This window comes from Paraburkholderia acidipaludis NBRC 101816, assembly GCF_000684975.1.
GTDB lineage: Bacteria > Pseudomonadota > Gammaproteobacteria > Burkholderiales > Burkholderiaceae > Paraburkholderia > Paraburkholderia acidipaludis.
Genome location: NZ_BAXZ01000017.1, coordinates 40,167 through 65,090, shown reverse-complemented (window position 1 = coordinate 65,090; position 24,924 = coordinate 40,167). Strand labels below are relative to the sequence as shown.

At 67.6% G+C, this 24,924-nt stretch carries 26 protein-coding genes; 8 read left to right on the top strand and 18 right to left on the bottom strand.

Features of this window, described 5'->3' with window-relative positions:
- Positions 1-38 precede the first annotated feature (38 nt).
- The 5 genes from BAC01S_RS19085 to BAC01S_RS19065 all read right to left on the bottom strand — a co-directional run bounded on the left by BAC01S_RS19085 (position 39) and on the right by BAC01S_RS19065 (position 5,272).
- Positions 39-995 (bottom strand): substrate-binding domain-containing protein, encoded by a 957-nt coding sequence (locus BAC01S_RS19085; protein ID WP_027796207.1) that lies wholly within the window; start codon positions 993-995, stop codon positions 39-41.
- Positions 996-1,153: 158 nt separating this feature from the next.
- A complete protein-coding gene (locus BAC01S_RS19080) occupies positions 1,154-1,867 on the bottom strand; it encodes an energy transducer TonB (RefSeq protein WP_052408788.1) in 714 nt (237 codons plus the stop codon).
- Positions 1,860-2,258, bottom strand: coding sequence for an ExbD/TolR family protein (locus BAC01S_RS19075; protein WP_027796205.1), 399 nt, complete (start codon positions 2,256-2,258; stop codon positions 1,860-1,862). The genes BAC01S_RS19080 and BAC01S_RS19075 overlap by 8 nt, the downstream gene beginning before the upstream one ends.
- Entirely contained in the window at positions 2,255-2,902 is a 648-nt protein-coding gene (locus BAC01S_RS19070; RefSeq protein WP_027796204.1) for a MotA/TolQ/ExbB proton channel family protein, read from the bottom strand. Before BAC01S_RS19070 ends, BAC01S_RS19075 begins: the two co-directional genes overlap by 4 nt.
- 24 nt (positions 2,903-2,926) lie before the next feature.
- Positions 2,927-5,272 carry a TonB-dependent receptor gene (locus tag BAC01S_RS19065; RefSeq protein WP_027796203.1) on the bottom strand — a complete coding sequence of 782 codons (2,346 nt, stop codon included), beginning with the start codon at positions 5,270-5,272 and terminating at the stop codon, positions 2,927-2,929.
- Between the two features lie 317 nt (positions 5,273-5,589).
- Here BAC01S_RS19065 and BAC01S_RS19060 point away from each other — a divergent pair, with 317 nt between their 5' ends.
- The 4 genes from BAC01S_RS19060 to BAC01S_RS19045 all read left to right on the top strand — a co-directional run bounded on the left by BAC01S_RS19060 (position 5,590) and on the right by BAC01S_RS19045 (position 8,545).
- Positions 5,590-6,717, top strand: a complete 1,128-nt coding sequence (locus BAC01S_RS19060) for a TIGR03364 family FAD-dependent oxidoreductase (protein ID WP_027796202.1) — start codon at positions 5,590-5,592, stop codon at positions 6,715-6,717.
- A 284-nt stretch (positions 6,718-7,001) separates the two neighbouring features.
- Complete coding sequence (locus tag BAC01S_RS19055) at positions 7,002-7,334, top strand: hypothetical protein (RefSeq protein ID WP_027796201.1); 333 nt, start codon at positions 7,002-7,004, stop codon at positions 7,332-7,334.
- A 176-nt stretch (positions 7,335-7,510) separates the two neighbouring features.
- The gene (locus BAC01S_RS19050) at positions 7,511-7,834 is read left to right on the top strand and encodes a hypothetical protein (RefSeq protein ID WP_027796200.1); all 324 of its coding nucleotides are present in this window, start codon (positions 7,511-7,513) and stop codon (positions 7,832-7,834) included.
- A 108-nt stretch (positions 7,835-7,942) separates the two neighbouring features.
- Positions 7,943-8,545 carry an alpha-ketoglutarate-dependent dioxygenase AlkB family protein gene (locus BAC01S_RS19045; RefSeq protein ID WP_027796199.1) on the top strand — a complete coding sequence of 201 codons (603 nt, stop codon included), beginning with the start codon at positions 7,943-7,945 and terminating at the stop codon, positions 8,543-8,545.
- Positions 8,546-8,680: 135 nt separating this feature from the next.
- On the opposite strand, the gene mdcH is transcribed toward BAC01S_RS19045, so the two are convergent.
- Genes mdcH through BAC01S_RS19005 form a run of 8 tightly spaced genes read right to left on the bottom strand, consistent with a single transcriptional unit; the run spans position 8,681 to position 15,746 of the window.
- Positions 8,681-9,619 carry a malonate decarboxylase subunit epsilon gene (gene mdcH, locus BAC01S_RS19040; protein WP_043202806.1) on the bottom strand — a complete coding sequence of 313 codons (939 nt, stop codon included), beginning with the start codon at positions 9,617-9,619 and terminating at the stop codon, positions 8,681-8,683.
- Positions 9,616-10,308 carry a malonate decarboxylase holo-ACP synthase gene (locus tag BAC01S_RS19035; protein ID WP_322786897.1) on the bottom strand — a complete coding sequence of 231 codons (693 nt, stop codon included), beginning with the start codon at positions 10,306-10,308 and terminating at the stop codon, positions 9,616-9,618. Before BAC01S_RS19035 ends, mdcH begins: the two co-directional genes overlap by 4 nt.
- Positions 10,293-11,117 carry a biotin-independent malonate decarboxylase subunit gamma gene (gene mdcE, locus BAC01S_RS19030; protein WP_027796196.1) on the bottom strand — a complete coding sequence of 275 codons (825 nt, stop codon included), beginning with the start codon at positions 11,115-11,117 and terminating at the stop codon, positions 10,293-10,295. The genes BAC01S_RS19035 and mdcE overlap by 16 nt, the downstream gene beginning before the upstream one ends.
- Positions 11,114-11,995, bottom strand: coding sequence for a biotin-independent malonate decarboxylase subunit beta (locus BAC01S_RS19025; RefSeq protein ID WP_027796195.1), 882 nt, complete (start codon positions 11,993-11,995; stop codon positions 11,114-11,116). Before BAC01S_RS19025 ends, mdcE begins: the two co-directional genes overlap by 4 nt.
- Entirely contained in the window at positions 11,992-12,306 is a 315-nt protein-coding gene (locus tag BAC01S_RS19020; RefSeq protein WP_027796194.1) for a malonate decarboxylase subunit delta, read from the bottom strand. The genes BAC01S_RS19025 and BAC01S_RS19020 overlap by 4 nt, the downstream gene beginning before the upstream one ends.
- Positions 12,294-13,274, bottom strand: coding sequence for a triphosphoribosyl-dephospho-CoA synthase (locus BAC01S_RS31850; protein WP_084168679.1), 981 nt, complete (start codon positions 13,272-13,274; stop codon positions 12,294-12,296). Before BAC01S_RS31850 ends, BAC01S_RS19020 begins: the two co-directional genes overlap by 13 nt.
- An 11-nt stretch (positions 13,275-13,285) precedes the next feature.
- Positions 13,286-14,965 carry a malonate decarboxylase subunit alpha gene (gene mdcA, locus BAC01S_RS19010; protein ID WP_027796193.1) on the bottom strand — a complete coding sequence of 560 codons (1,680 nt, stop codon included), beginning with the start codon at positions 14,963-14,965 and terminating at the stop codon, positions 13,286-13,288.
- 7 nt (positions 14,966-14,972) lie between these two features.
- Positions 14,973-15,746, bottom strand: coding sequence for a GntR family transcriptional regulator (locus BAC01S_RS19005; protein WP_027796192.1), 774 nt, complete (start codon positions 15,744-15,746; stop codon positions 14,973-14,975).
- Between the two features lie 152 nt (positions 15,747-15,898).
- On the opposite strand from BAC01S_RS19005, the gene BAC01S_RS19000 reads away from it, so the two are divergent.
- From BAC01S_RS19000 to BAC01S_RS18990, 3 genes are all read left to right on the top strand, one after another.
- Positions 15,899-17,200, top strand: coding sequence for an MFS transporter (locus BAC01S_RS19000; RefSeq protein ID WP_027796191.1), 1,302 nt, complete (start codon positions 15,899-15,901; stop codon positions 17,198-17,200).
- Positions 17,201-17,277: 77 nt separating this feature from the next.
- The gene (locus BAC01S_RS18995; protein WP_027796190.1) at positions 17,278-17,526 is read left to right on the top strand and encodes an AbrB/MazE/SpoVT family DNA-binding domain-containing protein; all 249 of its coding nucleotides are present in this window, start codon (positions 17,278-17,280) and stop codon (positions 17,524-17,526) included.
- Entirely contained in the window at positions 17,520-17,840 is a 321-nt protein-coding gene (locus tag BAC01S_RS18990; protein ID WP_027796189.1) for a type II toxin-antitoxin system PemK/MazF family toxin, read from the top strand. The genes BAC01S_RS18995 and BAC01S_RS18990 overlap by 7 nt, the downstream gene beginning before the upstream one ends.
- Before the next feature lie 47 nt (positions 17,841-17,887).
- On the opposite strand, the gene BAC01S_RS18985 is transcribed toward BAC01S_RS18990, so the two are convergent.
- On the bottom strand, positions 17,888-18,814 hold the full coding sequence (locus BAC01S_RS18985) for a DMT family transporter (protein WP_027796188.1): 927 nt from the start codon (positions 18,812-18,814) through the stop codon (positions 17,888-17,890).
- A 107-nt stretch (positions 18,815-18,921) separates the two neighbouring features.
- Between BAC01S_RS18985 and BAC01S_RS18980 the strand changes: the two genes are divergently transcribed.
- The gene (locus tag BAC01S_RS18980) at positions 18,922-19,791 is read left to right on the top strand and encodes a LysR family transcriptional regulator (RefSeq protein WP_027796187.1); all 870 of its coding nucleotides are present in this window, start codon (positions 18,922-18,924) and stop codon (positions 19,789-19,791) included.
- Here the strand turns inward: BAC01S_RS18980 and BAC01S_RS18975 are convergent.
- The 4 genes from BAC01S_RS18975 to efeB form a co-directional block, all read right to left on the bottom strand.
- Entirely contained in the window at positions 19,779-20,828 is a 1,050-nt protein-coding gene (locus tag BAC01S_RS18975; RefSeq protein WP_027796186.1) for an ABC transporter ATP-binding protein, read from the bottom strand. The genes BAC01S_RS18980 and BAC01S_RS18975 overlap by 13 nt on opposite strands.
- A 20-nt stretch (positions 20,829-20,848) precedes the next feature.
- Positions 20,849-22,480, bottom strand: coding sequence for an ABC transporter permease (locus tag BAC01S_RS18970; protein WP_027796185.1), 1,632 nt, complete (start codon positions 22,478-22,480; stop codon positions 20,849-20,851).
- Positions 22,481-22,505: 25 nt separating this feature from the next.
- Positions 22,506-23,531 (bottom strand): iron ABC transporter substrate-binding protein, encoded by a 1,026-nt coding sequence (locus tag BAC01S_RS18965; protein ID WP_027796184.1) that lies wholly within the window; start codon positions 23,529-23,531, stop codon positions 22,506-22,508.
- Between the two features lie 72 nt (positions 23,532-23,603).
- Complete coding sequence (gene efeB, locus BAC01S_RS18960) at positions 23,604-24,923, bottom strand: iron uptake transporter deferrochelatase/peroxidase subunit (protein WP_043202804.1); 1,320 nt, start codon at positions 24,921-24,923, stop codon at positions 23,604-23,606.
- Position 24,924 lies beyond the last annotated feature (1 nt).

Genomic DNA, 24,924 nt, shown 5'->3' with positions numbered 1-24,924 from the left:
GGGCCGGCGCTCGCGGTTCCCGCGCGAGGGCTTTGCCGCTATTTCCCGTTTCGCGTGACGAGCGCGGTTGGCGTTTCGAAGAACTCCGGCAAGTCGGCCTGCGTATGCCGTTCTTCGAGCGCCTGCAAGACCACGTCGATGCCGTACACGGCCTGTTTTTCCTCGAACTGGTTGACCGTGGCGAGCACGCGTCCGTCGGCCAGCATCGGCTTGACGGCGGCGCTGTCGTTATAGCCGACAACCAGCACGCGGCCTTTCAGATGCGCGGCGCGGATCGCGTCGACCGCGCCGCGCGCCATGTTGTCGTTGCCGCAGAGCAGCGCACGCAGGCGCGGATACTTCGCGAGGATCGCCGCCGCCGCGATCCGCCCGGCGCCGTATTCCCAGTCTCCCGGCTCGACCGCCACGATCCGTGCGGAGGCGCTCTGCATGGCCTCGCGAAAGCCCGCATTGCGCTGCTGTGCATTGCGGTCCGTCGAGACGCCCCCGATGATGGCGACCTCGTCGCCCGGGTGCAGAAGGCGGGCGAGATAGTCGCCGGCAAGACGTGCGCCGCGCTGGTTGTCGGGGCCGATGAACGGCACGGTCACGCCGGCGGTGCGTTGGGCATCGGCATCCAGCGGGTTGTCGATCGTCACGACGAGCATGCCGCGCCTTATGCACTGGCTGGCCACGGGCACGAGGGCCCGCGAATCGGCCGGCGCGAGCACGATGGCGTTCACGGCTTCTTCGGCCAGTGCGCCGACGAGCGCGATCTGCGGGTCGACATCGGTTTGTCCTTCGGTCCCGCGCACGACCAGCGTGAACGGGTAGGGCGAGTGAGCCTGAAAGACCTTGGCCGCCGTGATCATCGCGGTCGTGTAGGGGTCGTCGAGCCCTTTGAGCACAAGGCCGATCTTGCAGGTTCGCTCGTCGGCGCGGACCGCCGGGCACGCGGCGGCGACAGCCGCCAGGGCGCTGGCGATCACGAGACGGCGGCGCATGGGCTGGGGCATGGCGGTGTCGCCCGAAGGGCGCACGGGGGGAGTCGGGAGAAGCAAAAGTGTAAGCGATTACTCCCTCGCAGGCGATACCTGCTTGCCCGCCGGCAGGTATCGGCGCGCGCCCCGTTGCCGTGCCTTATTTCGGCGAGACGTCGGATGGGTCGTGCCGCTCAGCTCACCACGAAGTGCACGCGCACGTCCTGCTCGCTCTCGACCGGGTGCCCGTTCTCCATGGCCGGGAAGAAGCGCCAACGGTGCAGGGTTTCGAGCAGGATCTGGTTGAGCCGCGGGTTCTGCGTGGGTCTCGCGAGCTCGACCTCGAAGCTGCCGTCCGGATGGATCTTGAAGTGGGCGACGGCCGTGAGCGCATAGCCCTGCTCGCGCAGGTCGTCGGGCAGAACCGGCATGGGCTGGGCCAGGACTCGGGCTCGCATGCTGCCGGCGCCTTCCGACGATGCGTTGCCGGCCGCAGCGGCGTTCGACGAGGCCGCTGTGGGTGGTGCTGCCTGCGTTGCCGGTGCTGCAGGTGCTTCCGGTGTAGTAGCGGGTACGTTAGCCGCAGGGGTTTCGTCGCGCGCCGCCATGAGCGGCGGCGGATGGCTATGCGGTGCGGCCGCATGGGTTGGCGGTGCCGGCGTGCGCACAGGCATGGGCTTCGCCGCCGCGGCACGCGCTGCCGGTGCAGGAGCGGGCGCCGGCGGCGCGATCTCCACGAGGCGCATTTCGATCGCCGGACTCGGCGCCACCCGCTCGCGTGCGCTGAGCCAGCCCGCCACGCGATCCAGCAACGCGAGACACAGCGCCGCGGCAAGAACGATGGCCGCGGCAAGCCGCACGCGGTCGTGGTCGGCCAGCGCGAACAGCCTGCGCGTACCGCTACTCACGATGCACGGCGACGAGGAAGTGCACGGCGCCCGCCTGGCGCGCGGCCAGCATGGCCTTCACCACGATGCCGTGCGAGGCGTGATCGTCGGCGGCGACGATCACGTTGCCGTCGGGACGCAAGCGGCGCGCGATGGCGGGCGCGACTTCGTCGAGCCGCACCGGCTGCCGGTTGACGAAGACCTGGTTGGACCGATCGACCGAGAGTGTCAGCGGCTCGTCCTGCGCAAGCTGCTCGGCGCGGCCTTGCGGAAGGTCGAGACGCACGGCGTCGAGCCGCTGCATCGCGAGCGAAGCCAGCATGAACGTGGCCAGCAGAAAGAACATCACGTCGATCATCGGAATGATCTCGATGCGGCCGCGCTTCGAGCGGCGCGAACGGCGCAGCTTCATGCCGGCAGCCCGGCGCGTTCGGTGGCGAGGCGCATGTCGCTGAGCGCTTCGTTGGCGAACGACTCGATCTCGTCCATCAGCTGGTCGATGCGTCGCGAGAAGAAGTTGAACGCGAACAGCGCAACGAGCGCGATGACGAGGCCGATCGCCGTGGCGATCAGCGCCTGGGCCACGCCGCCCGTGACGCCCGCAGGATTCACGAGACCGTTGCCGCCAAATAGCCTGAACGAGTGCATCATGCCGGCGATCGTGCCGAGCAGCCCGAGCAGCGGGGCCGCGGTGACGATGGTTTCGAGCAGCCACAGGCCGCGGCTCATGTCCCGCTCGATCTGCGCCGCGGCCGCTTCGATGCGCGTCTCGATGCGCCAGAGCGGCGCTTGCGCATCGGTCAGCAAGCGGCCGATGCGGCCCAGCGCGTGACGGGGCGGCAGCCCGGAGGCGAATTCGGCGACGAGGCGAGTGGGGGCGACGCCTGCCGGCGCGGCGGACGTGTCGTCGGCCCAGCGCGGCATGCGGCCGAAGCGCCAGAATGCATAGGCGCGATCGAGCGTGATGGCGAGAGCGACAATCGCCAGAACGGTGAGCGGGTAGATGGCCCAGCCGCCAAGCCGCGCGGAGTCGGAGAAAGCAGTCCAGTCGTTCATGTCCGGATTCCTTGAGGAGGGCTATCAGAACAGCTTGGTGACGCCCGCATAGACCGCGCGTTGCGGCCCGTACTGCGGGGCTTCCACGCCGATGCCCGAACCGTCGCGCAGTTCGTACACGCTGTTGAAGGCGTTGATCAGCACGACGCGCGCATCGAACTTGCCGACGATCGGCTCGTTGAAGTGGCGAATGAGCGCGAGGTTGAGCTGACCGTACCAGGGCAGCTTGTCGGTGTTCGCGAAGCCGCTGCGCAGACCGCTGCCGACAATCGCATCCGCGGTGACGGTGTTCTTGCCGAAATCGTAAGCGCCGCCCATCGAGACCGTCACGCGCTGGTCGTGGTCCAGATATACCCAGTGATCCGAAATATAGGCAAGTTCGGCCGCGCCGAAGTTGAATTGAGCGGACGTGACATCCTCGCCCTGGGCGCGGCTCAGCGCGACGTTCAGATAGCCGCTGATGTTGCCCGCCTTGTAGTTGCCGGTGAATTCGATACCGTAGACGCGGCCGCGTGCGTAGTTGAACGGCGTATAGATCAGCGCCGTGCCGAACTGGCCGAGGTCGAGCAGGTTCGAGGCGATCTTGTAGTAAGCGTCGACCCCCACGGTGAGTGCCGGCGTGAGGCGCTGCGAGATGCCCACGTCGAAGTAATGGTCGCGCTCGGGCTGGACCGGGCTGTCCGTGGTGACTTCGCTCTGGTTGGTCGTGCCGTTGAAGCGCGTGACCGTGGAAGCGGAAACGAGCTCGAAGTCGGGCGGCGTGAAGTAGCGCGCGTAGCCGGCATGCAGCGTGGTCGCATTGGTCGGCTGGTACACGAGGCCGATGCGCGGGCTCAACTGGTGGGCGGTCACATACTCGTTCATGCCGTCATAGCGCACGCCGTAGTTCAGCGTGAGCTTCGGCGTGAGCTTCCACTCGTCTTGCAGGTAGACGCTGTACAGATAGCCGGTCTGCGATCCCGAATCGTTGATCGTGAAGGGGACGTCGGACGTTTGATTGCCGTTCGCGTCGGCCGGGAACACGGCGACGCTGTCGTTGAACACCGCGTGCTCCTGTTGCGCCATCAGGCCGGCGCGCAGCGTGTGCGCGTCGTTGAGGCGCCAGGTCGTGTCGACCTGCACGCCTTCCGCCTGGTTGCTGCGGAAGTCGTCCGAGGCCACGCCGTTGAACATCAGGTCGCCGACTTCGTCGGGGTTGAACTGCGTTCGCGTATAGCGCGTGAAAAAGGCCACCTGATAGTCGAGCGCGCCGCCGTTCGTGCCCTGCAGCGCGACCACGCCGAAGTTGTTCAGCTCCGACTGCGTTTCGTTCAGGCTCGCGGAATTGAAGGTGGTGTGGCCGGCCAGCGCGTAATTGGTCGGCAGGCCGGGCGTGTCGGGCAGTTCGAACTGGTTCGCCGCGGTGCCGAACATCACGCTCAGGCGCGTGAGCGGATTGATGAGATACGACAGGTAGCCGAAGCCGTTGCCCTGGCGCGTGTGATCGTGCAGCGGGTCCGGGTCCGAGGTCGGCGCTTCGATGCCGAGGTTGTTCACGCCGAGCGTACCGGTAAAGAAGTAGCTGAGCGCCCCCTGCGAACCGTAGACGTCGGCGCTCGTCTGCAGCGTCTGGTGGCTGCCGCCATAGACGTCGATCGAACCGCCGTTGCCCAGATCGCCGGTCTTGGTCGTGATGTCGACGATCCCGGCGGTGCGATAGCCGTACTGGGCCGGCAGCGCGCCCGTGATCAGGTTCACCTGGTCGATGATGTGCGTGTCGAGCGACTGCCCGAAGCCGCTGATCGGCTCCGGAATGATGATGCCGTTGATCCGGTATTGCAGGTCGGCGTGATCGCCGCGCACATGCAACTGGCCATACGAGTCGTTGGCCACGCCGGGCGCCTGCAGCAGCACCTGGTTGAGCGGCGTGTTGTCGCCTTGCGGCAAGTTCTGGATGTCCTCCTGCGTGAAGCGGTAGACGCTTGCCCCGATGTCGGGCTGCAAGCCGTTGCGGGCCTCGTTCAGCCGCTGCGCCTGCACGCTCACGTCCATGGTGCTGCCCTTTTCGAGCGTCACCTTCATGGGCGGCGGCGCGCTTTTGTCGACGGTGGCGATGCTCGTGTTCGTGCCGAAGCCGTTCGCGTCCACCGTGACGGCATAGGTGCCGGGCTGGACATTTTGCACAACGAAACGGCCGTCGTGGCCGGTATGGGTTTGCGCGAGCGTGCGGCCGTCCGCGTCCTGGACCGAGATGGTCGCGTTATCGAGCGCGTGGCCCTGCGCGTCGGTGACGGTGCCCGTCAGGGAGGGGCCTGCGGCCATGGCGGAGAGCGAGAACGTCTCTGCAAACAGCAGCAACGTAGCGCCCGAAATGAGAGTGTGGCGTTTCATGTTCTTGTAATCGGTTGAGAAAGCGGCTGGCGACCGCCGACGCTGTGTCGGATATGTTATAACATAACATTAAAGCAACGCAATCTCGCGTAACCGTCTCGTTCATCCCGACCTCCGTGACCGCAGCCACGGCCTGGCGGACAGGGTGCAGGGCTTGTCACACAGATGCCTTCAAGATCGGGTATATTCGCGCGCCCGTTCTTTACGTCCCATTGCGCAACCATGCTCATGTCGATTTCATGCCGGGGCCTGTGTGTCCCGTTCCGCGGCGCCGCGTCCCATCTTGTCTTTCGCATTCATCTGATGGGGAGGTCCGCATGAACGGTCATTTCGACGTCGCCGTGGTCGGCGGCGGCATTGTCGGGCTGGCGGTCGCGCTGGCGGCGGTGCGCAAGGGCAAACGCGTCGCCGTGCTGGATCGCAGTGCGCGCGCCACCGGCGCTTCCATCCGCAATTTCGGTTTCGTCACCGTGACGGGACAGGAAGCCGGCGATCACTGGGCGCGCGCGATGCGCAGCCGCGACGTGTGGATGCAGGTGGCCGAAGAGGCCGGCATAGCGGTCCAGCATCGCGGCGCGGTGATCCCTGCGCGGCGGGGAGAGGCGGCCGACGTGCTGCATGCCTTCCTGGAAACGGATATGGCTGCCGGCTGCAAGCTGATCTCGCGCACCGAGGCGGCAGCCATCGTGCCGGCGCTGCGGCTCGACGCGGCCAGCGAGATTCTCTACAGCCCGCACGAACTGCGTGTCGAATCATCGGAAGCACTGCCAAAGATCGCCGCGTGGCTCGCGCAACGGCACGGCGTTGCGTTTCACTGGAATACGGCCGTGCTCGCAGTGGACGGCAAGCGCGTCGAAACGAGCCGCGGTCCCATTCATGCGGATGCCGTGATCGTTTGTCCCGGCGATGACCTCTCTACGCTCTTTCCCGAGCGCATCGCGCCGTACCGCTTGCGCATCTGCACGCTGCAGATGCTGCGGCTCGCCATTGGCGGCGCGCAGTCGGCGTTCGGTGCGGCGGTGATGTCCGATCAGAGCCTCGCACGCTACGAAGGCTTCGCGGCGTTGCCCGAAGCGCAGGCGCTGATTCGCCGGCTCGACGAGGAGGAGAGCGAATACCGCGCCGCGGGTATTCACCTGATCGCGGTGCAATCCGCCGACGGCTCGCTCGTCGTGGGCGATAGCCACGTGTATGGCGATGCGCCGGCGCCGTTTGCGCAGGCGCGTTTCGACGATCTGATCCTCGAGGAGTTCGATCGCGTGTTCGATCTGCCGGCTCGCACGGTGGCGAATCGCTGGACCGGCTGCTATGTGTCGTCGAGCGGACGTCGCGTGCTGGTGGACCGGCCCGACGATCACATTCGCCTCGTCATGGTGACGGGCGGAACGGGCGCCTCCACCGGGTTTGCGCTCGGCGAGCAGGTCATCGACGACCTGGGGCTGTGAGTGTCGACGAGCCGTTGGCCTGTCGCGGCCAGGCGACAGGCACTTTGTTGACAAAGCAACCAAACCCGTTGAAACTCGATTCCATGTTGACCTTCAATCTTCTCCCTATCGTCAATCGAGGCCATATGGGCGCCTGCTCGGGCGTGCCAGCGGAGGCCTGTTTGCGCTAGATTCCAGGAAGTGAAGCTCAACAGGCCTCGCCGGTAATGCGGACGAGGCCTTTTGTTTTTGTGGCGTCTCCGTTTGCTGGCATCGACAACCCGGCATCCTCAACGGAGACGAACATGAACGCGAAGAAGCCATCGCTTGACCGCCACGACGCACAAGACGCGGCGCTTTATCCAACCCGGCGCGCAAGCCGGTCCCGAACCGAAATTTCGACGCTGCACGGCACGCGCGGGACATTCGATGCGCCCCTGTCGCTCGCGCGAATCTTTCATCCTTACGAGTATTGGGCGTATGCGACACCCGACGACAGCGGGGACGTCGCCTCCGTGTCGCCGCGCGCGGAACCGGAACCGCCGAAAAGCGGCTGGCCGGCCGCACCGCCGATACCTGTCGGTAGTTGGTGGCGCCGCTGGACTGTGCGCGCACTGTTCCGCTTCGGTGCGCCTTGATGTTCTGATGGCGCGGGGCGGGCGTTCGCCTGTTTCAGCGCGGCACGACCTTGTGCCTCGGTCATTCCCGAACGCTCGCACGGGCCTGTTAAACGTCCATTGAATACGACCCTTCGATGGACTATGCTCGAATCAGATCCCGCGCAGTATGTGGGACGCCGAGGGGGAGACAGATCATGAAAGCCATCAAGCCCGCAGGCCAGGCGCACCATGGTCGCCATGTCGGTTACGAGGGCAGTCATGTCATGCTGCCGCTCGTCGTGCTATCGGTCATGGCGCTGGCACTCTACCTGTTCGTCAGACACATCGATATCTCGGAGCTTGGCCGCACCGCGCTGTTCTATGTCGTGATGGTGTTCGTCACGCTGGGCATTGCGGGTCTGTTCGGCGTCGTCAGCGGCTGGCTGCGCTCGCGCACGACCGACGCCACGCCGGAGAGCTTCTGTTTCGTCGGCGCGCTCGTCGGCGCGATCGTTTTCTATATCGCCCTCTTTACCTGAGCGTCGCATCCCGAAAGCCGGTGCGCATGCGTGCGGGTGGCGTCGTGCGCGCGCTTTCCGTGCAACACTGCAACTATTCGCCTGATTTCGCGCACGCAACCCCTTTTCATGTTCGACCTCTTCGACGACGCGCCGCAGCCCGACGTGGCGTGGCATCCCAACTGGCTCGCCCCCGAGCAGGCCACGATCCTCTTTGCGCGCATCGTGGCCGAAACGGACTGGCGTCGGGAACGTATCCGCACGCCGGGCGGCTGGGTGGATCAGCCGCGCCTCACGGCGTGGCTCGGCGAGCCCGATGCCGTCTATGTCTATTCGGGCATCCGCAACGTGCCTCAGCCGTGGACGCCGGCCGTGGCGGAACTGCGCGACGCCGTATCGGCCCTGTGCGGCACGCGCTTCAATAGCGTGCTGCTCAACCGTTACCGCAGCGGCGCCGACAGCATGGGCTGGCATGCCGACCATGAGCCGGAACTGGGTCCGGAGCCGGTCATTGCGTCGGTGAGCCTGGGTGCAACGCGGCGCTTCGATCTGCGGCACAACGCGACGGGAGTCACGCGCTCATTCCGGCTGACCGGCGGCAGCCTTCTCGTGATGCGCGGCCCGACTCAGGCGCAGTGGCGACATCGCGTGCCCAAGGAGCCGGCGGTGAGCGGCGAGCGGCTGAACCTCACGTTCCGGGTTGTGATGCCGGAATTGCGGGGAAGGCGGTAGTTGCGCTCAAATGACTGCGGGATTGGGTGTGTATCGACGAAGATCGGCGAGCGTTGCTTATTGGATCCGGCACCGATTTCCGGCTGCTGGAAACCTGATCTCACTTTATGCGCATAAACGCCGTATTTGTGCGATTTACGCATCCTCGTCCAGGCGTCGCCGCACGATCGGGATCAGCCGTTCGAGAGGCAGCGTCGAAGCACTCAACGCGGCCACGTCCGGAAACTGCTCGCGGGCGATGTCGGTGAGCACCTGCGCCGGCGGCGCTTCCACCAGCACCGTCGCGCCCGACTCGATCATCACGGTGAGGGCGTCGAACCAGCGCACGGTGTAGCGCATGTTGGTGGCGAGATCCGCACGGATCGCCTCGCCGGTGTGGAGCGGGCGGCCGCCCCGGTTGTCGATGTAGACGCTCTGCGGCGCTCGAAAGGGGATGTTACGCGCCCATGCCGTAAGCTGCTTCGCCGCATCGGTCAGTAATTCGCAGTGCGAAGGAACGGATACCGCGAGACGCTGCGCTTTTCTCGCGCCCTGCGCGAGTGCGCGAGCGGCGAACGCCTCCAGTGCGCTATCGGCGCCTGCCACGACGATCTGGCGCGGCGCGTTGACGTTGCCGACGTAGACGGGCTCGCCGCCCGCTTGAAGCTGGGCGCGCGCCAGCGTTTCGATCTGCGTTTCGGTGAGGCCCGAGATGGCCGTCAGGCCATAGCCGCCAGGCCACGCTGTCTCCATCAGTTCGGCGCGTTTGCGGACCATCCGCAGCGCGTCGCCGAACGCAACCGCGCCGCAGGAGACCGCGGCCGGAAAGGCCCCGACCGAAAGTCCGGCGTAGAACTGCGGCGCGAGCCCCTCGTGCGCGAGCGCGCGGGCACAGGCGACCCCTGCCACGGTGAGGCCGATCTGCACGGCCACGGTGGAGTGCAGGGCGTTGGCGCTGTCGAGCGTGAGCACGTCGAGGCCAAGCGTTGCCGAGGCTTCATCCAGCGTCGCGGCCACGGCATCGTGCTGCGGCAGTCGGTGAAGAAAGCCGGGGCTTTGCGCGCCCTGGCCGGGGAACATCAGCGCGAGTGTCATGAGGTTAGCCAGGGATCGGCGACAAAGCGCGGGCCGTCGTTCGCGCGCACGAGCACGCGCGGCTTGCCCGCGACGAGTTCGGCCAGCGCCACGCCGCCCGCGGGTGTTTCCATCTGCGCATCGACACGCGTGCCGGCGCGCGCGGCAGCGTGGGCGAGCACGTCGGCGAGCGAGCGGAGCAGGGCGGCCTCGCTACGCTCGGGCAGCCGGATCAGCAAGTCCAGGTCGCTCGTGGCCGATAACGTGGCTACGCCGGAGGCCAGCTCGAATCCGGTGCTGCCAGTCGGGCCCCAGGCGAACTCACGAAGAGGCGACACCCTTTCGCGCAGCAGCGTCAGGGCCGCGAACGCGGGCAGGGTGCTGCGTCCGGCCTGCGGTTCTCGCTGCAACAGGTCTTCGGGCGAGCAAACCGCTTCGATATCCTGATGATGTAGCCACGTACCGAACCGTTGGTCGCGCGCCGACCCGCGCACGCCCGCCGCCACGAAGCCGGCCGGCGCCTCTGCGCGTCTTACGACTGCCCACGGCGCGCGTTCTAGCGCCGCACGCACCCATTCTGTCTCGTTGTGCGCGCAAGGAATCCGCAACACGCGCAGCAGATCGTGCGCGCGCCAGCGAGCGTCCGCGACGCGGGGGGCGTCGGCGGCGAACGGCGGCGCGGCACAGACGCGCATCAGCTTGCGTCCCACTGCTGTGCGAGGCGCTTGCGCACCTCGATCGATGCCGCGCGCGTGCGCTGCGCGGCATCGCCTTGCAGACGGTGCGAGAGATCGCGTCGGTCCGCACGGGCCTCGTCCACCATGCGCGCGAGCACGTCACGCACGCGGGCGATCTGCTCCGCGCTCGGCGCGTCCGCATCCACGCCCTCGATCAGTTCGTCGAGCAGGCCGAGTTTGCCGAACGACGCCAGCGAATACGACATCGGCACGATCGTTTCGCCGAGCGCGTCGAGTTCCTCCACGCTGCGCCGCGTGACGCGCGCGGCCGCTTCCTTGCCCATCGCGTGGACCATCGTGCCCTCCGCGTCGAGCGCGACGATGCGGTTGGCCTGGTAGCCGTGCGCGAGGAACGCGCCCGACATGGCCGGCCCGACGATCAGCGCCACCACGGGATGGCCCGCAAGCCGTGCGCTCGCATAGGCATCGACGGCGGCGGCGCACGCCAGATGGATGCCGAGCATTTCCTCGCGATAGCCATAGGCCTGGCTCTTCACGTCGACCACCGCGACGATGGGCCGACGGGTCGGGCCCGCCGCGTCGGCGGCAATCGCCTCGCGCACGGTCTGCGCGAGGCGCCAGCCCTGTTCGAGGCCCACGACGTTATCGCGCGCGCGCGGGAAGCGGTTGTCGGGATCGGGGACGACCGCGATGAAACGCGCCGTTTCGTCGCCGAGCGGGGCATCGGCGTAGTGCACCGCGCCGCCGTTGGCCTGGGCGGCGCTGCCGCCTGCGAGGGCGCGCAGCCACTGCGCGCCGCGGCTCGAAATCGTATGGGTCATGCCGTTTCTCCGCGCGAGGTGAGGGGTGCCGCGCCGAACGCGGCGCGCATCGTTTCGGGCGCAATCGTTGCGGGGTCGATCGCCGCGAGCTTCGCGAGGTACGTGTCCACCTGCTCGCTGCGGGCGGCAGCGGGTACGCCCCGCGCAAAGGCCGCCTGCACGGCGGCGCGCACGTCGTCCACGGCGTCTTCCACCAGCGCGTCCGCGTAGCCGGTCTGCGCGCGCTGCTCGCCGCCGATCAGTTGCCACACGCGGCGGCGATCGCTCGCGTCGAGTTCCTCGATACCGGCTTCCTGCTCGATCACCTCGGGGCCGTTCATGCCGAGCCGCCCCTGTTTCGTCATCACGAGATACGAGCACAGCGCCGCGGCGAGCGACATGCCGCCGAAGCAGCCGACCATGCCCGCGATCACGCCCACAACCGGCACATAGCGCCGCAGCGCGACGATCGCGGCCTGGATCTCGGAGATCACGGCGAGACCGAGATTCGCTTCCTGCAGGCGCACGCCGCCCGTTTCGAACAGCACGACGGGACGCACGATCTTGCCGCGCTCGCAGTCGGCCAGCGCGAGTTCGAGCGCCGCGGCGATCTTGCTGCCCGACACTTCGCCGATGCTGCCGCCCTGGAACGCGGATTCGATGGCGGCCACGACGGCGGGCTCGCCGTCGATCGTGCCGCGCGCGATGACCGCGCCGTCGTCGGCCTGGCAGACGATGCCTTGCAGCGGCAGCCACGGCGATTCGAGGCGATCGAACGGGCCGAGCAGTTCGCGGAACGAGCCCGCGTCGAGTACGGCGCGCGCGCGTTCGCGCGCCGTGAGTTCGATGAAGCTCTCGCGCAGCAGGGCGCGCGGAGCGCCTTCTTGTACGGCGCTCATGATTGCGCTCCTTGTGCCGCGTCCTCGGCCGCTTCCACGGCTTCCGCAAGGCGCAGCGCCACGATGCCGGGTGTCGCGCCGAAGTCGTTGATCTCGATCTCGGCGGCGCCGTCGTAGCGCGTGAAGAAGCGGTCGAGCACGCTCTTCCAGATGTGGCCGTAGCCGTCCACGCTGGTATGCACGGTCACGCGCGCGCGCAGGTCGCCGGCGGGCTGCAGCAGCACCTCGAGATCGCCCGAGCCGACGACGCCCACGTGCGCGCGCGTCGTCACGGCGCGTTGCGCCGGGTAGTCGAAAGTCAGTTGTTCCATGGGGTTCCTCCGCCGATGCGGTGCTGAACGAGTCTGTCGATGAAGAGCGTGGCGGCGAGCAGGTCGGCCGCGCCGCCCGGCGATGCGTTGAGCGCGAGCAGCGCGCGTTCGAGCGAATCGAACGCGGCACGCCCCGCGGGGGTGGCGATGCCGCCGGCCTCGCGCACGCGCCGTGCGCCGGCTTGCGCGGCTTCGCGGCCGGCGTGGCCCGCGCGGTGCAGCACGCAGGTGTCGTCGAGCGAGGCCATGATGGCGAGCAGCGCATCCACGCGCGCAGTGCTTTCGTCTTGCGCGCGCGAGCGCGCTTCGTGCAGGGCCGGCAAGCCTGCGAGCATCACGTGCGGGAAGCCGTTCTGCGCTTCGCTGCGCGCGCCGCCCACGTTGTATTGCTGGCGCACGCGCTCGCCGTTGCTGAGTGTGGGGCGCGCGAGGGGATCGTAGAAGCGGTCGTCGTAGCGGGCGATCTGCGCGCCGGTTTCGCAGATGCGCGAGGCGTGGGCGCAGGCCGATTCTTCGCTGCACGGCGGCGCATGCACGATGGCCGCGCCCGCCACGAGCAAACCAACGATCCAGATCGCGCCGCGATGCGCATTGCTGCCGTTCGTCGCGCGCATCATCGCGGCTTCGCCGGCGCGGCCGATGCGCGCGAGATCGGTGCGCAGGGCGACGCCGGGCGTCGCGCCGCGCGAGGCGCGCGCGAGTGCGCGGAACGTCGGTTCGAGCGCATGCGCGGAGCGCAGCATCGTCGCAAGATCGAGATCGCTGTGCGCGCCGCTGCCGCGCGTGTCGACGAGACCGGGTTTCGGCGTGAGCCGCGCCTCGTCGATCAGCGCGTCGCGCGCGAAGCGGGCGAGTTGAGCATCGGGGCAGGCGGCCTCATCGCGCGCCGCGAAGGCGGCATGCGGATCGTGCGCAAGCGGTGCCCCGCTGCCTTCGGTCAGCGCGGTCCGGGTATCGAACGCAAGCATACGCATCGCGCTCACCAGCTGCGAAAACGCGCGGGCGGCGTGTAGAGCCCGCCCGACCACGTCACGAGATCGTCGATGCTGCGCGCCGCAAGCAGCGAACGCTTCGCTTCGCCGCGACGAATGCCGAGATCTTCGGGGAACTGAACGATGCCGCGGCGGCGCAATTCACCGGTTTTCTCGGGCTTCGCGCGCTGGCCGATGGGCGTCACGCCCGCAACGGCTGCGAGCGCCGCGCGCCGTTCTTCCACGCCTTCCGCGCGATGCAGGTGCGCGATGCCTTCTTCGGTTACGACGTGGCTCACGTCGTCGCCGTAGATCATCACGGGCGCGACGGGCATGCCGCTCTTCTCGCCCACGGCGATGGCGTCGAGTTCGTCGACGAAGGTCGACTCGCCGCCTTTCTTCCAGGTCTCCGCCAGTTGCACGACGAGCTTGTGGCCGCGCGAGACCGGGCCCGTATTCTTGAGCAGCTTGAGCCAGGCTTCGCTCGCATGGCGGCGGCCGCGCGGATCGTGGCCCATGTTGGGCGCGCCGCCGAAGCCGGCGAGGCGCCCGCGCGTGACGGTGGAAGAGTTCGCGTCGGCGTCGATCTGCAGCGTGGAGCCGATGAAGAGATCGACCGCGTATTGCCCCGCGAGCTGGCACAGCACGCGGTTCGAACGCAGGCTGCCGTCGCTGCCCGTGAAGAACACGTCGGGGCGCGCGGCGATATATGCCTCCATGCCCACTTCGCTGCCGAAGCAGTGCACGCTCTCCACCCAGCCGGACTCGATGGCGGGAATCAGCGTGGGATGCGGATTGAGCGTCCAGTGGCGGCAGATCTTGCCCTTGAGGCCCAGCGACTCGCCGTAAGTGGGCAGCAGCAGCTCGATCGCGGCGGTGTCGAAGCCGATGCCGTGATTGAGCGCGGCGATGTCATACGGCGCATAGATGCCCTTGATGACCATCATCGCGGTGAGCACCTGCAGATCGCCGATATGGCGCGGGTCGCGCGTGAAGAGCGGCTCGACCGCGAAGGGGCGGTCGGCCTGTACGACCACGTCGACCCACGAACCCGGAATGTCGACGCGCGGCAGTTCGTCGACGATCTCGTTGACCTGCACGATCACGATGCCCTGGCTGAAGGCGGCGGCTTCGGCGATGGTGGGGGTGTCCTCGGTGTTCGCGCCCGTGTAGAGGTTGCCGTGGCGATCGGCTTTTTCGGCGCACAGCAGCGCGACCTGCGGAATCAGGTCCACGAACATGCGCGCATATAGTTCGACATACGTATGAATCGCGCCGACTTCGAGCTGGCCGTCTTCGAGCAGCTGCGCCACGCGCAGGCTCTGCGGCCCGGCGAACGCGAAGTCGACGCGCCGTGCGATGCCGCGCTCGAAGAGCGTGAGGTGCTCGGGGCGGCTGATGCTCGAAATCAGCAGATGAACGTTGTTGAGCTTGCCGGGATCGGCCTTTGCGAGCGAGCGCGAGAGAAAGTCGGCCTGCTTCTGGTTGTCGCCTTCCAGCGCGACGCGGTCGCCCGGGCGGATCAGCAGTTCGAGGGCTTCGGTCATGCGTGCGGCGGGCAGCACGCCGTCTTCGAGCCAGCCGGCAACGGCGGCAAGGCGACGCGCTTTTTCTTCGCGGCGGGTGGTCCACGAGCGCGGCGCCTGGGCGGGGGGGTGTGATTCGGGTGTTGCGGCGAGAGGCTTCATCGGCGGATCAGCTCCGTGAGCGGGAAGACGAAGAGCGCGGCGAAGAGCGCGGCTTTTTGGCAGCGGGCAGCGCCGCGGCGCGCTCGGTGAGAAAACGATAGATCAATTCGCCCGTGCCGAGCAGATGTGCGGCCACGAGCGCCTGGGCGGCGGGAATGTCGCCGTGCTGCACGGCCGCGAGGATTCCGGCATGCTCGGCGTCGGACTCGCCCTTGTACTCGGGAAAGCCGAATTTCAGGCGCAGATAGCGCTCGCCGCGCCGGTGCAGCGAGGCAAGCGTCTCCATCAAGTGGGGCCGGCCGGCGGGCGCATAGAGGCTCGTGTGGAACGCTTCATTGCGCGCGACGTAGAGCGACGGATCGCGCTCGCGCTTTGCGGCGTCGGCGAGCGCGCGCGCCTCGCGCAGCGACTGCGCGGTGTGCTTCGGAATGGCGAGGCCGAGCGCGAGGCTTTCCAGCGCGGAACGCATCTCGTAGATCTCGCGCGCTTCGTCGGCACAAAGCGGCGCGACGCTTGCGCCCCGGTTGACCTCGATACGCGCCCAGCCTTCGCTGGCGAGCTGGCGCAGCGCTTCGCGCACGGGAATGGCGCTCACCGAGAAGTGACGCGCGAGGGCATCCTGGCGCAGCGGCGCGCCGGGCGCGAGCGTGCCCGCCACGATGGCGTCGCGCAGGGCGTTCGCGATCACGTGGGAAGTGCTGGGGCGCGGTGCCGCCGCGGCCGGCAGGCCGGTCGCCGTCGTCTCGCCTTCCAGGGGAAAACCAGTCGTTACGTCGCTCATAAGATCAAATATTATATATAAAACGACGCGGGCGGAAGCCCCATCAAGCCGAACGAGAAGGTGCCGTAAACGGGGAAGTGGCAGCGTTTTCTTCAGACGAATCGTCGCGATACGAACCCGCGCCGATTGCTTTGCATGGGACGAGGAGCATCATGAATTCGATTACCGGTGCGGCGCGGCGAGCGCGGACCAAAACACCGCTGAACCGCTCGCAGATCGCGGGTTTCTGGGGCGCCTGGGCCGGCTGGACGCTCGACGGCATGGACTCGTTCATCTACGCGCTCGTGCTCACGCCCGCGCTTGCCGAACTGCTGCCGCGCTCGGGCTATGCGGCCACGCCGTCGAATATCGGGCTCGCCGGCTCGATTCTTTTTGCATTGTTCCTGGTCGGCTGGGGGCTCTCGTTCATCTGGGGGCCGCTTGCCGACCGCTTCGGCCGCACGCGCGTGCTGGCCGGCACCATCTTCATGTTCGCCATCTTCACGGGTCTTTCGGCTACCGCGCAGAGCGTGTGGGCGCTCGCCATCTACCGCTTCCTCGCGGGCGTCGGCATAGGCGGCGAGTGGGCGCTGGCGGGCACCTACGTGGCCGAGTCATGGCCCGAGGACCGGCGCAAGATGGGCGCGGGCTATCTGCAGACCGGCTATTACGCGGGTTTTTTCATCGCGGCGGCGCTGAACTACACGATAGGCGTGCACTTCGGCTGGCGCGCCATGTTCCTCACCGGCGCGATTCCGGTGGTGGTAGCCATCCTCGTGCTGCTGCGCGTGGAGGAACCGGACAAGTGGCAGAAGTCTGAGGCGAGCCACGAGCATCAAGGCCGCCCGCTGCGCGAGATCTTCGGGACCGCTTATCGCAAGCGCACCATCGTGGCGTGCGCGCTGCTCACCATCGCGATCATCGGCTTGTGGGCGGGCGCGGTGTACGAGCCTTCCGCCGTGATCCAGCTTGCGACGCGCGCGGGCGCGAGCAAGGCCGAGGCGATCCGCACGGCGTCGATTGCGACAGGACTCCTCTCCATCGGCACGATCCTCGGCTGTCTCGTGCTGCCGCCGCTGGCGGAGCGCGTGGGGCGCAAGTGGACGCTTGCGATCTATTTTGCGGGGATGGCGATTGCGATTGCGGCGAGTTTCGGCTGGGCTTATTACCTCGAGAACGGGCTCGTGCCGTTCATCGTGCTGCTTTTCGTGCTGGGTTTCTTCGGCGGCAATTTCGCGCTGTTCAGCCTTTGGCTGCCGGAACAGTTCGGTACGCGCGTGCGCGCCACGGCGTTCGCGTTCTGCACGTCGTTCGGGCGTTTCGTGGGGGCGGGCGTGAACTTCCTGCTCGGCGCGGCGGTGCTGCATATGCACACGCTGGGCATACCGGTGGCGCTCACGGCGTTGGCGTTCGTCGCCGGCTTGTTCATCATTCCGTTCGCGCCGGAGACGAAGGGCGAGGCATTGCCGGGGTGACGCGAGCGCAGCAATGTAATAACATTGTGTTAACGTCTCATGAGGGCGTGGAATAACATTGTGATTACGGTGAGGTCATGAAAACGACAATCCGCAGGATGGGCAATTCGCAGGGCGTGCTGATCCCGAAGCCCGTTCTGGCACAGTTGGGATTGGAGAACGAAGTGGAAATGGAAATCGAAAACGACGCAATCGTGCTGAGGCGGCCGCGACAACAGGCTCGTGAAGGCTGGGCGGAGGCGAGCAAAGCGCTCGCCCAGAGTGGCGATGATGCGCTGGTGATGGGTGAGTTTCCGAATGCCGACGATGCGGAGCTTGAATGGTAGTGCGCGGGGAAGTGTGGCTGGTCGCGCTTGACCCGACACTGGGCAGCGAGATTCAAAAGACGCGCCCCTGTGTCGTGATTTCCCCGTCTGAAATGCACGATCATTTACGGACAGTCATCGTTGCTCCGATGACTTCGAAGGGCCGTCCGGCACCGTTTCGAATTCCGGTTACGTTCAAGCGGAAGCAGGGTCTCGTCCTTCTCGATCAGGTTCGTGCAGTGGACAAGGTGCGATTGGTCAAGAAGGAGGGTTCGGTCCCCGAAGAAACGCTTCGGCACACTCTGCGGGCGTTGCAGGAGGTCTTCGCCGAATAGGGAGGAAGTCAGCGGGAATGCGGGCTTCTTCCATGAACCCGTCGACCCTACCGCCGCATCCGCGCCATTACCGGCGGAAACAGCCGCCACCCCAGATTGACCCCCAGGCTCGCCACCACGATCAGCACCATGCCGCCCAGCTGCGGCACGCTGAGCGCGCGCCCGTACACCAGCGCGTCGACGGCGATTGCCGTGAGCGGGTAGACGAACAGCAGCACGGCGATCACCGGCGTGGTGAGCTGCGGTAGCGCGCCGTAGATCAGCACATACGATAGCCCCGTGTGCAGCACCCCCATGCCGATCACCCAGCCCCATTGCGCGGCCGAGATATGCGTCAGTTCGAGCGGCGCGAAGAACGGCGCGATCAGCGGCAGGCACACGGCGCCCACGGCACATTGCGTGAGCGTCAGCAAATGCGGACGCAGTCCGCCCAGACTCTTGGCCATCAGCGTGACGCTCGCGTAGAGCACGGATCCCCCCAGCGCCTCGGCCACGCCGATCAGATAGCGCTGATGCCCCTGCAACGCGCCCTCGGCCATCACGCCCGAAGCGAGCACGAGGCCCACGAACGCAATGCCGATCCAGCCCAGACGGTCAGCGCCCAGGCGCTCGTGAAAGAGCGCGGCGCCGATCAGCACCACCCAGAACGGCTGCACGTGGAACACCACCGTCGCGACGGCAATACTGGTGCGGTGAATCGCATCGAAGAACGCGACCCACTGCGTGACCATCAGCACTCCCGATAAAACTGCGAGCGTCAGCGTGCGGCGCGTGAACTGGCGCGGCGAGAGCCAGCCTTTGTACAGGCAGTACGCCGCGAGCGCCAGCATGCCGAAGAAGCAGCGGAAAAACACGAGCGTCATGGCGCCCAGCCGCGCCTCTTCGACAAAGACGCCGATCGTGCCCATCAGCAGCCCGCCGCTTGCGAGCATGAGGACGCCTTGCTGGCGGTGGGTCGGGCTCGCGGTTTGCATAGGTTCGTGACGCGAAAGGAGGATGAAAACCGCCCCAGTATTCGTCAGTTGCGGACCGCAGGCAAACGAATTAAATTGAACAATTCCATCAATGCCGCTGATGAATCATGAACCCGGAATTCGACCTCGACCTCATGCGCACCTTCGTTGCCGTGGCCGACGCGGGCAGCTTCACGCGGGCCGCGGTCACGGTGCACCGTTCGCAGGCGGCGGTGAGCATGCAGATCAAGCGGCTCGAGCAGATGCTCGACACCACGCTGTTCACGCGCGACACGCGCAATCTCGCGCTCACGCGGCCGGGCAGCACGCTGCTTGAATACGCGCGGCGCTCGCTCGAGTTGCAGGAGGAGGCCTGGTCGGCGCTGGTGCGGCCGGAGGTGACGGGGCGTGTGGTGCTGGGGGCACCCGACGATTACATGGCGGCGTTGCTGTCGCCGGTGCTGCGGCGTTTTTCGACGCTCTACCCGCATGTGGAGATCGAGATCGTCTGCGCGCAGAGTGTGGCGCTAGGGCCGATGCTGGCGGACAACAAGATCGATCTCGCGTTCGTCACGCGCGACCGCAAGCTGCGCGGCGAGTTCGTGCGCAGCGAGGACATGGTGTGGGTGGGCTCGGCCGAGGACTCCGCGCCGCTCGCCATGTCGCCGCTGCCGGTGGGGCTCTACGAGCATGGCAGCGTGGCGCGCGCGCATACGGTGGCGGCGCTCGACGCGGCGCAGATCCGCTATCGCGCCGCCTATAGCAGCGCGAGCCTGATGGGGCTGATGGCGACGGTCGAGGCGGGTATCGCCGTCGTCGCGCTCACGCGCTGCAGCGTGCCGCCGCGCTTCGCGATTCTGGGCGAGGATGAGGGCCTGCCGAAGATCGAGCCGCTCGACATCATCGTTGCGCGCAGCGTGAAGTCGAACCGGCCCACCTGCGATTACCTGGCACAGCAGATGGTGCAGGATCTTTCGGTGCGGCGTCAGCGCGGGTAGACGCTGACTTCGCCGCCTACCGAGAGGCGCACGCGCTCGCCGGGGCGGGGCGTGCGGTAGCCCGGCACGCGCGCGCGCACCGTGGTGGGCGAATCAAGCAGTTGCAGCGTGAGCGCCGCGTCCTGCCCTTCGAAGCTGATGTCGCGCACGAGAGCGTCGAGCGCGCCGCTGCGCTGCGCGTCTTCGGGCAGCACTTCGATCTGCTCGGGGCGCAGCATCACGTCGACCTCGCCGTCGGCGGCCATCGAGCCTTCCACCACGGGCAGCGTGCCGAGCACGCATTGCGCGCGGCCGTCCGCCACCGTGCCCGGCAGCAGCACGGCCTCGCCGATGAACGCCGCCAGCTCGCGCGTGACGGGGCGCCGATAGAGCGCCTGCGGCGGCGCGGTCTGGAGCAATCGCCCGCGCCACAGCACCGCGACTTCGTGGCCCAGCGAGAGGGCTTCGGCCTGGTCGTGCGTGACGAGCACGGCGGTCGCGCCCGCCGCGGCGAGCGCGCGCGCGACGGCTTCGCGCGTTTCGATGCGCAGCGCGGCGTCGAGCGACGAGAACGGCTCGTCGAGCATCACGAGACCGGGCGACGGCGCGAGTGCGCGCGCGAGCGCCACGCGCTGCTGCTGGCCGCCCGAAAGCTGCTGCGGCGCGCGCTTCGCATAGGACTCCGGAAGGCCGACGAGTTCGAGCAGCTCGGCCACGCGATGCTGCGCGCGGCGTTGCGTGCGCGGCAGGCCGAACACGATGTTTTCGGCCACGGTGAGGTGGGGGAAGAGCGCGCCTTCCTGCGGCACATAGCCGATCTGGCGTTTCTCGGCGGGCAGATGCTGGCCCTCGCCGGCCACGCGCCGGCCGTCGATTTCGATCGTGCCCGCGTCGGCGCGCTCGAAGCCGCACAGTACGCGCAGGAGCGTGGTCTTGCCGCTGCCCGAAGGCCCGAGCAGCGCCAGCAGCGAGCCCGATTTCACGGAAAGATCGATGCCGTGCAGCACCGGGTGGCCGTCGAACGCCTTTTGCAGGCCGGAAATGCGAAGAGTGCTCATGGGCGATACGGTGAAGGCGGTCAGGAGGTCACTTCGGGCGGTGTGACCGAATGCGCGGCGAGCGCGCTCTTGCCCGCGAAAGCGAACAGCAGTCCCGAGGCGGCGAGCGAAAGCGCCGTGAGCAGCGCGGCATAGGGCGCGGCGGCGGCGAACGCGAGCGTGGCGGTGTCGCTCCAGACCTGGGTGGCGAGCGTGTGCGTGCCGATGGGCGAGAGCAGCAGCGTCGCGTTGAGTTCGGTGACGACGGAGATGAACACCATCGAAGCCGCGGCGCCGAGCCCGGGGCCCGCGAGCGGCAGCACCACGCGGCGCAGCGTTTCGAACCAGCCTAGCCCGAGCGAGCGCGCCGTGTCTTCGAGCCGCTGCTGCGCCTGCAGCAGCGCGGCGCGCACGCTCACGAGCGCGAGCGGCAGGAAAAGCATGGCGTAGGCGACGATCAGGAGCGTCGTGCTCTGATAGAGCGGCGTGAGCACGCGCACGGCGAGCGAGACGATCGCGAGCGCGATGACGATGCTCGGCACGCCCTGCGCCACGAACGTCGTGCGTTCGAGGAACGTGGCGAGGCGCCCCGGATAGCGCGCGAGCAGGTACGCGAGCGGCAGCGCGAGCAGCGTCGTCACGACGGCGGCCGTGAGGCCGAGACGCAGCGAGGCGAACGTGGTCTCGAAGAGCAGTTCGGGCGAGACGTCGGCCGGCGTGATCGCGGCCGCGCCGGGCTGCGTGAGCCAGTAGCCGATCATGCCGAGCGGCACGCCCAGCGTGGCGATGTTGAGCCCGAGGAAGGCTGTTGCGACGGGCCAGCGCCAGCGCCCGAGCGCATGGCGCGTGACGGCGCGGCGCGTGCCGCGATCCACGCGCTCGTAGCGTGCGCGGCCGCGCACGCGGAATTCGAGCGCGAGCACGACGAGGCACAGCAGGATCAGCACGCAGGCGAGCAGCGACGCGCCGCCGCCGTCGAAGCTCGTGCGGTACTCGGCGTAGATCTCGGTCGTGAAAGTGCGAAAGCGCAGCAGCTGGAACGAGCCGAACTCGGCCAGCACGCCGAGCGCGACGAGCAGCATCGAGCCGAGGAGGGCGGGGCGCAATTGCGGCAGCACCACGCGCACGAAGGTGTTCCAGCGGTTGCAGCCAAGCGCGCGCGCCGTTTCTTCGAGCGCGGGGTCGAGCCCGCGCAGCGCGGCGGCTACGGGCAGATAGACGAGCGGGAAATAAGCCGTCGTGATGACGATGAAGGCGCCGAGGAAGTCCTGCAGATCGAGGCTCAGCGAAATCCAGGCAAAGCTCGTGATGAACGCGGGCATCGCGAGCGGCGCGGCGGCGAGCAAAGCCCAGACGCGCCGGCCGGGCACGTCGGTGCGCTCGACGAACCAGGCGACGGCGGTGCCGAGCACGGCCGAGGCCAGCGTCGCGGAGACCGTGATGGAGAGCGTGTTGACCAGCAGTTCGCCGACGAGCGGCCTGAAGATCAGGTCGGCGGCGTCGGCGAATCCAAACGAAAGCGCGCGCCAGAACGTCAGCGCGAGCGGGAGCAGCACCAGCAGGGGGCCGAGGAGCGCGGCGGCGATCAGCGCGCGCGGCACACGCCGCCGCGCGGGCTGCGCGTGGCCGCCCGGCTCCTCGATGGCTGGCGCCGTGGTGACAGCTTCACTCACGATAGTGCCGGCATTGCAGTTGCGGTTACAGGAGACCCGCCTGGCGCAGCAGCTTGCCGGCCTGGCTGTCGTCGCCCAGTTGCTCGATCGTCAGTTGCGGCGGATGGAGCTGGTCGAACGGCTTGTTGATCGGGTCGGCGGCCACACCGGGGCGCAGCGGGTATTCGAAGCTGATGTGGTCCTGCGCCATCAGCTTCTGCGCGCGATCGCTCACGAGGTAGGCGAGGAACTTCTGCGCGCCCTCGGCGTTGTGCGCCGACTTCAGCACGGCGGCGCCCGAGACGTTCACGAGCGCGCCGATGTCGCCGTTCGCGAAGTGCGCCACGGCGCTGCGCGTCTTGGCGTCGCCCACTTCGGCGTGCAGACGATCCCAGTAGTAGTTGTTGATGATGCCCGTGGCAACCGCGCCGCGGTTCACGGCGGCCACCACGCCTTCGTCGTCGTCGAAGATCTGCGAGTTGGCCTTCAGGCCCTTGAGCCATTCGAGCGTCGCGGCTTCGCCCTTGGCGGCGATCATGGCGTCCACCAGCGGCAGGAAGTCGGCGTCGGACGGCGCGATGCCCACCTTGCCCTTCCATTCGGGCTTCGCGAGATCCATGAGCGACTGCGGCAACTGCGCCGGCTGGACCTTCGCCGTGTTGTACGCGAGCACGTTTTCGCGCGCGGTCACGCCCACCCACTGGCCGGCCGGCGAGCTGAAGCGCGCGGGCACGGCGGAAAGCGTGGCGGGCTGCACGGGCGCGAGCAGGCTCTTCTCTTCGAGCAGCATCAGCTCGGGCGAGTTTTCCGTGAAGTAGACGTCGGCGGGCGATTTGTCGCCTTCGGCGACGATCTGCGCCGCGAGCGCCGGACCTTCGTCGGTGCGGACCTTCACGCTGATGCCGCTCTGTTGTTCGAAGTCCTTGGCAAGCTGGTTCATGACCTGCTCGTGCTGGGCGTTGTACACCGTTATCGAGTCGGCGCGAGCGGCGAGCGGCAGCGTGCCGGCCACGGCCAGGGCGACGCTCAGTGCGGCGGCGCGCAGCGGCGCGCCGGGGAACGAAAGCTTCATGATGTGTCGTTATCCGTTGATGAAGAAAGGCGCCCGGGTCGTCGGTTCCTCAGGCGTCCTCAGGGCATGCACTCAGGCCGAGAACAGCTCCGCGCCGATATAGGAACCCGGCTTCGCGCCCGGCGGGCACGCGAAGATCGCGCTGCCGACATGGGTCGTGAACTGGTTCATCATGTCGAACTTCGAGAGCTTTTCGTTGATCGGAATGAAGCCCGTGCGCGGGTCGCCCTGGTGAGCGATGAAAATCAGGCCCGCGTCATATTCGGTTTCCTGGCGCCACGGCGGCCAGCGCTCGATATAGAAGTTCGCGCTGTCGTTGTAGGAGTACGAACGGCGCAGGACGCGCGCGCCGTTGTTCGTCGAGCGATGCGACAGCCTCACGTGCGAGTTTTCCGGGATCAGCGGATTGCCATCCTTGTCCTGCGCGGCGAGATCGACCGGGTCGAACTCCTTCTCCTTGCCGATGGGCGCACCGCTGTACTTCTGCCGGCCGAACACCTGCTCCTGGAAGCCGAGCTCCATCTGGTCCCAGTGTTCGAGCGTGATGCGGATGCGGCGCACGACCGTGTACGTGCCGCCCTGCATCCAGGGCGCGTCGGCATCGTTCGCCCATACGAATTCGTTCAGTTCCTTCGGATTCCCGATTGCCGGATTGTCCGTGCCGTCCTTGAAGCCCATCAGATTGCGCGGCGTCTGGCCCTTCGGGCCCGAGAGGAAGCCGGCCTGGCCCCAGCGCATGCGCAGGACGCCGTAGCCCTGGCGCGCGAGCTGGCGCACCGCGTGGAACGCCACCTGGGCGTCGTTCGCGCAGGCCTGCACATAGAGGTCGCCGCCGGTCTTTTCGGCCACGAGCTGGTCGCCGTTGAAGCGCGGCAGATCCACGAGCGCGGCGGGGCGCTTGCTCGCGAGACCGTAGCGGTCCTTGCCTTCGGAGGTGAAGAGGCCGGGGCCGAAGCCGAACGTCACCGTGAGGCCGGCCGGCCCGAGACCGAGCACGTCGCCCGAGTCGGGCGCGGGGTGATCGTCGCCGGTGCCTTCGAGCGCCGCGGCCGGCTGGCCCTGCGTCATGCGCGCGGCCGATTCGGTCCACTGCTTGAGCAGGTTGATCACGTCCTCGCGCGAGGTGGTCGTGAGGTCGAACGCGGCCAGATAGGTGTGCGCCTGCTGCGCCGTGGCGATGCCGCCCTGGTGCTCGCCGTAGAACGGCTCGACGGCGAACAGCGGGTCCATGCTTGCCGCGTGCTTCTTCGCTTCCATGGCCGCGTGCGCGACACCGGGCGCGGACAAGCCGGCGCCTAGCGTCGCGCTCGCCGCGACCGCGGCGCCGCCGGCCTTCAGGAAGCCCCGGCGCTTGGGGCGCTCGGGTGTGTTTGTGGGGTCTTCGGAGGACATG

What these genes read in the sequence shown, in the direction of transcription:
- BAC01S_RS19085 (WP_027796207.1), bottom strand. Translation starts at nt 995, where the DNA reads ATGCCCCAGCCCATGCGCCGCCGTCTCGTGATCGCCAGCGCCCTGGCG.
- BAC01S_RS19075 (WP_027796205.1), bottom strand. Translation starts at nt 2,258, where the DNA reads ATGAAGCTGCGCCGTTCGCGCCGCTCGAAGCGCGGCCGCATCGAGATC.
- BAC01S_RS19070 (WP_027796204.1), bottom strand. Translation starts at nt 2,902, where the DNA reads ATGAACGACTGGACTGCTTTCTCCGACTCCGCGCGGCTTGGCGGCTGG.
- BAC01S_RS19065 (WP_027796203.1), bottom strand. Translation starts at nt 5,272, where the DNA reads ATGAAACGCCACACTCTCATTTCGGGCGCTACGTTGCTGCTGTTTGCA.
- BAC01S_RS19060 (WP_027796202.1), top strand. Translation starts at nt 5,590, where the DNA reads ATGAACGGTCATTTCGACGTCGCCGTGGTCGGCGGCGGCATTGTCGGG.
- BAC01S_RS19055 (WP_027796201.1), top strand. Translation starts at nt 7,002, where the DNA reads ATGAACGCGAAGAAGCCATCGCTTGACCGCCACGACGCACAAGACGCG.
- BAC01S_RS19050 (WP_027796200.1), top strand. Translation starts at nt 7,511, where the DNA reads ATGAAAGCCATCAAGCCCGCAGGCCAGGCGCACCATGGTCGCCATGTC.
- BAC01S_RS19045 (WP_027796199.1), top strand. Translation starts at nt 7,943, where the DNA reads ATGTTCGACCTCTTCGACGACGCGCCGCAGCCCGACGTGGCGTGGCAT.
- mdcH (WP_043202806.1), bottom strand. Translation starts at nt 9,619, where the DNA reads ATGACACTCGCGCTGATGTTCCCCGGCCAGGGCGCGCAAAGCCCCGGC.
- mdcE (WP_027796196.1), bottom strand. Translation starts at nt 11,117, where the DNA reads ATGACCCATACGATTTCGAGCCGCGGCGCGCAGTGGCTGCGCGCCCTC.
- BAC01S_RS19025 (WP_027796195.1), bottom strand. Translation starts at nt 11,995, where the DNA reads ATGAGCGCCGTACAAGAAGGCGCTCCGCGCGCCCTGCTGCGCGAGAGC.
- BAC01S_RS19020 (WP_027796194.1), bottom strand. Translation starts at nt 12,306, where the DNA reads ATGGAACAACTGACTTTCGACTACCCGGCGCAACGCGCCGTGACGACG.
- BAC01S_RS31850 (WP_084168679.1), bottom strand. Translation starts at nt 13,274, where the DNA reads ATGCTTGCGTTCGATACCCGGACCGCGCTGACCGAAGGCAGCGGGGCA.
- mdcA (WP_027796193.1), bottom strand. Translation starts at nt 14,965, where the DNA reads ATGAAGCCTCTCGCCGCAACACCCGAATCACACCCCCCCGCCCAGGCG.
- BAC01S_RS19005 (WP_027796192.1), bottom strand. Translation starts at nt 15,746, where the DNA reads ATGAGCGACGTAACGACTGGTTTTCCCCTGGAAGGCGAGACGACGGCG.
- BAC01S_RS19000 (WP_027796191.1), top strand. Translation starts at nt 15,899, where the DNA reads ATGAATTCGATTACCGGTGCGGCGCGGCGAGCGCGGACCAAAACACCG.
- BAC01S_RS18995 (WP_027796190.1), top strand. Translation starts at nt 17,278, where the DNA reads ATGAAAACGACAATCCGCAGGATGGGCAATTCGCAGGGCGTGCTGATC.
- BAC01S_RS18990 (WP_027796189.1), top strand. Translation starts at nt 17,520, where the DNA reads ATGGTAGTGCGCGGGGAAGTGTGGCTGGTCGCGCTTGACCCGACACTG.
- BAC01S_RS18985 (WP_027796188.1), bottom strand. Translation starts at nt 18,814, where the DNA reads ATGCAAACCGCGAGCCCGACCCACCGCCAGCAAGGCGTCCTCATGCTC.
- BAC01S_RS18980 (WP_027796187.1), top strand. Translation starts at nt 18,922, where the DNA reads ATGAACCCGGAATTCGACCTCGACCTCATGCGCACCTTCGTTGCCGTG.
- BAC01S_RS18975 (WP_027796186.1), bottom strand. Translation starts at nt 20,828, where the DNA reads ATGAGCACTCTTCGCATTTCCGGCCTGCAAAAGGCGTTCGACGGCCAC.
- BAC01S_RS18965 (WP_027796184.1), bottom strand. Translation starts at nt 23,531, where the DNA reads ATGAAGCTTTCGTTCCCCGGCGCGCCGCTGCGCGCCGCCGCACTGAGC.
- efeB (WP_043202804.1), bottom strand. Translation starts at nt 24,923, where the DNA reads ATGTCCTCCGAAGACCCCACAAACACACCCGAGCGCCCCAAGCGCCGG.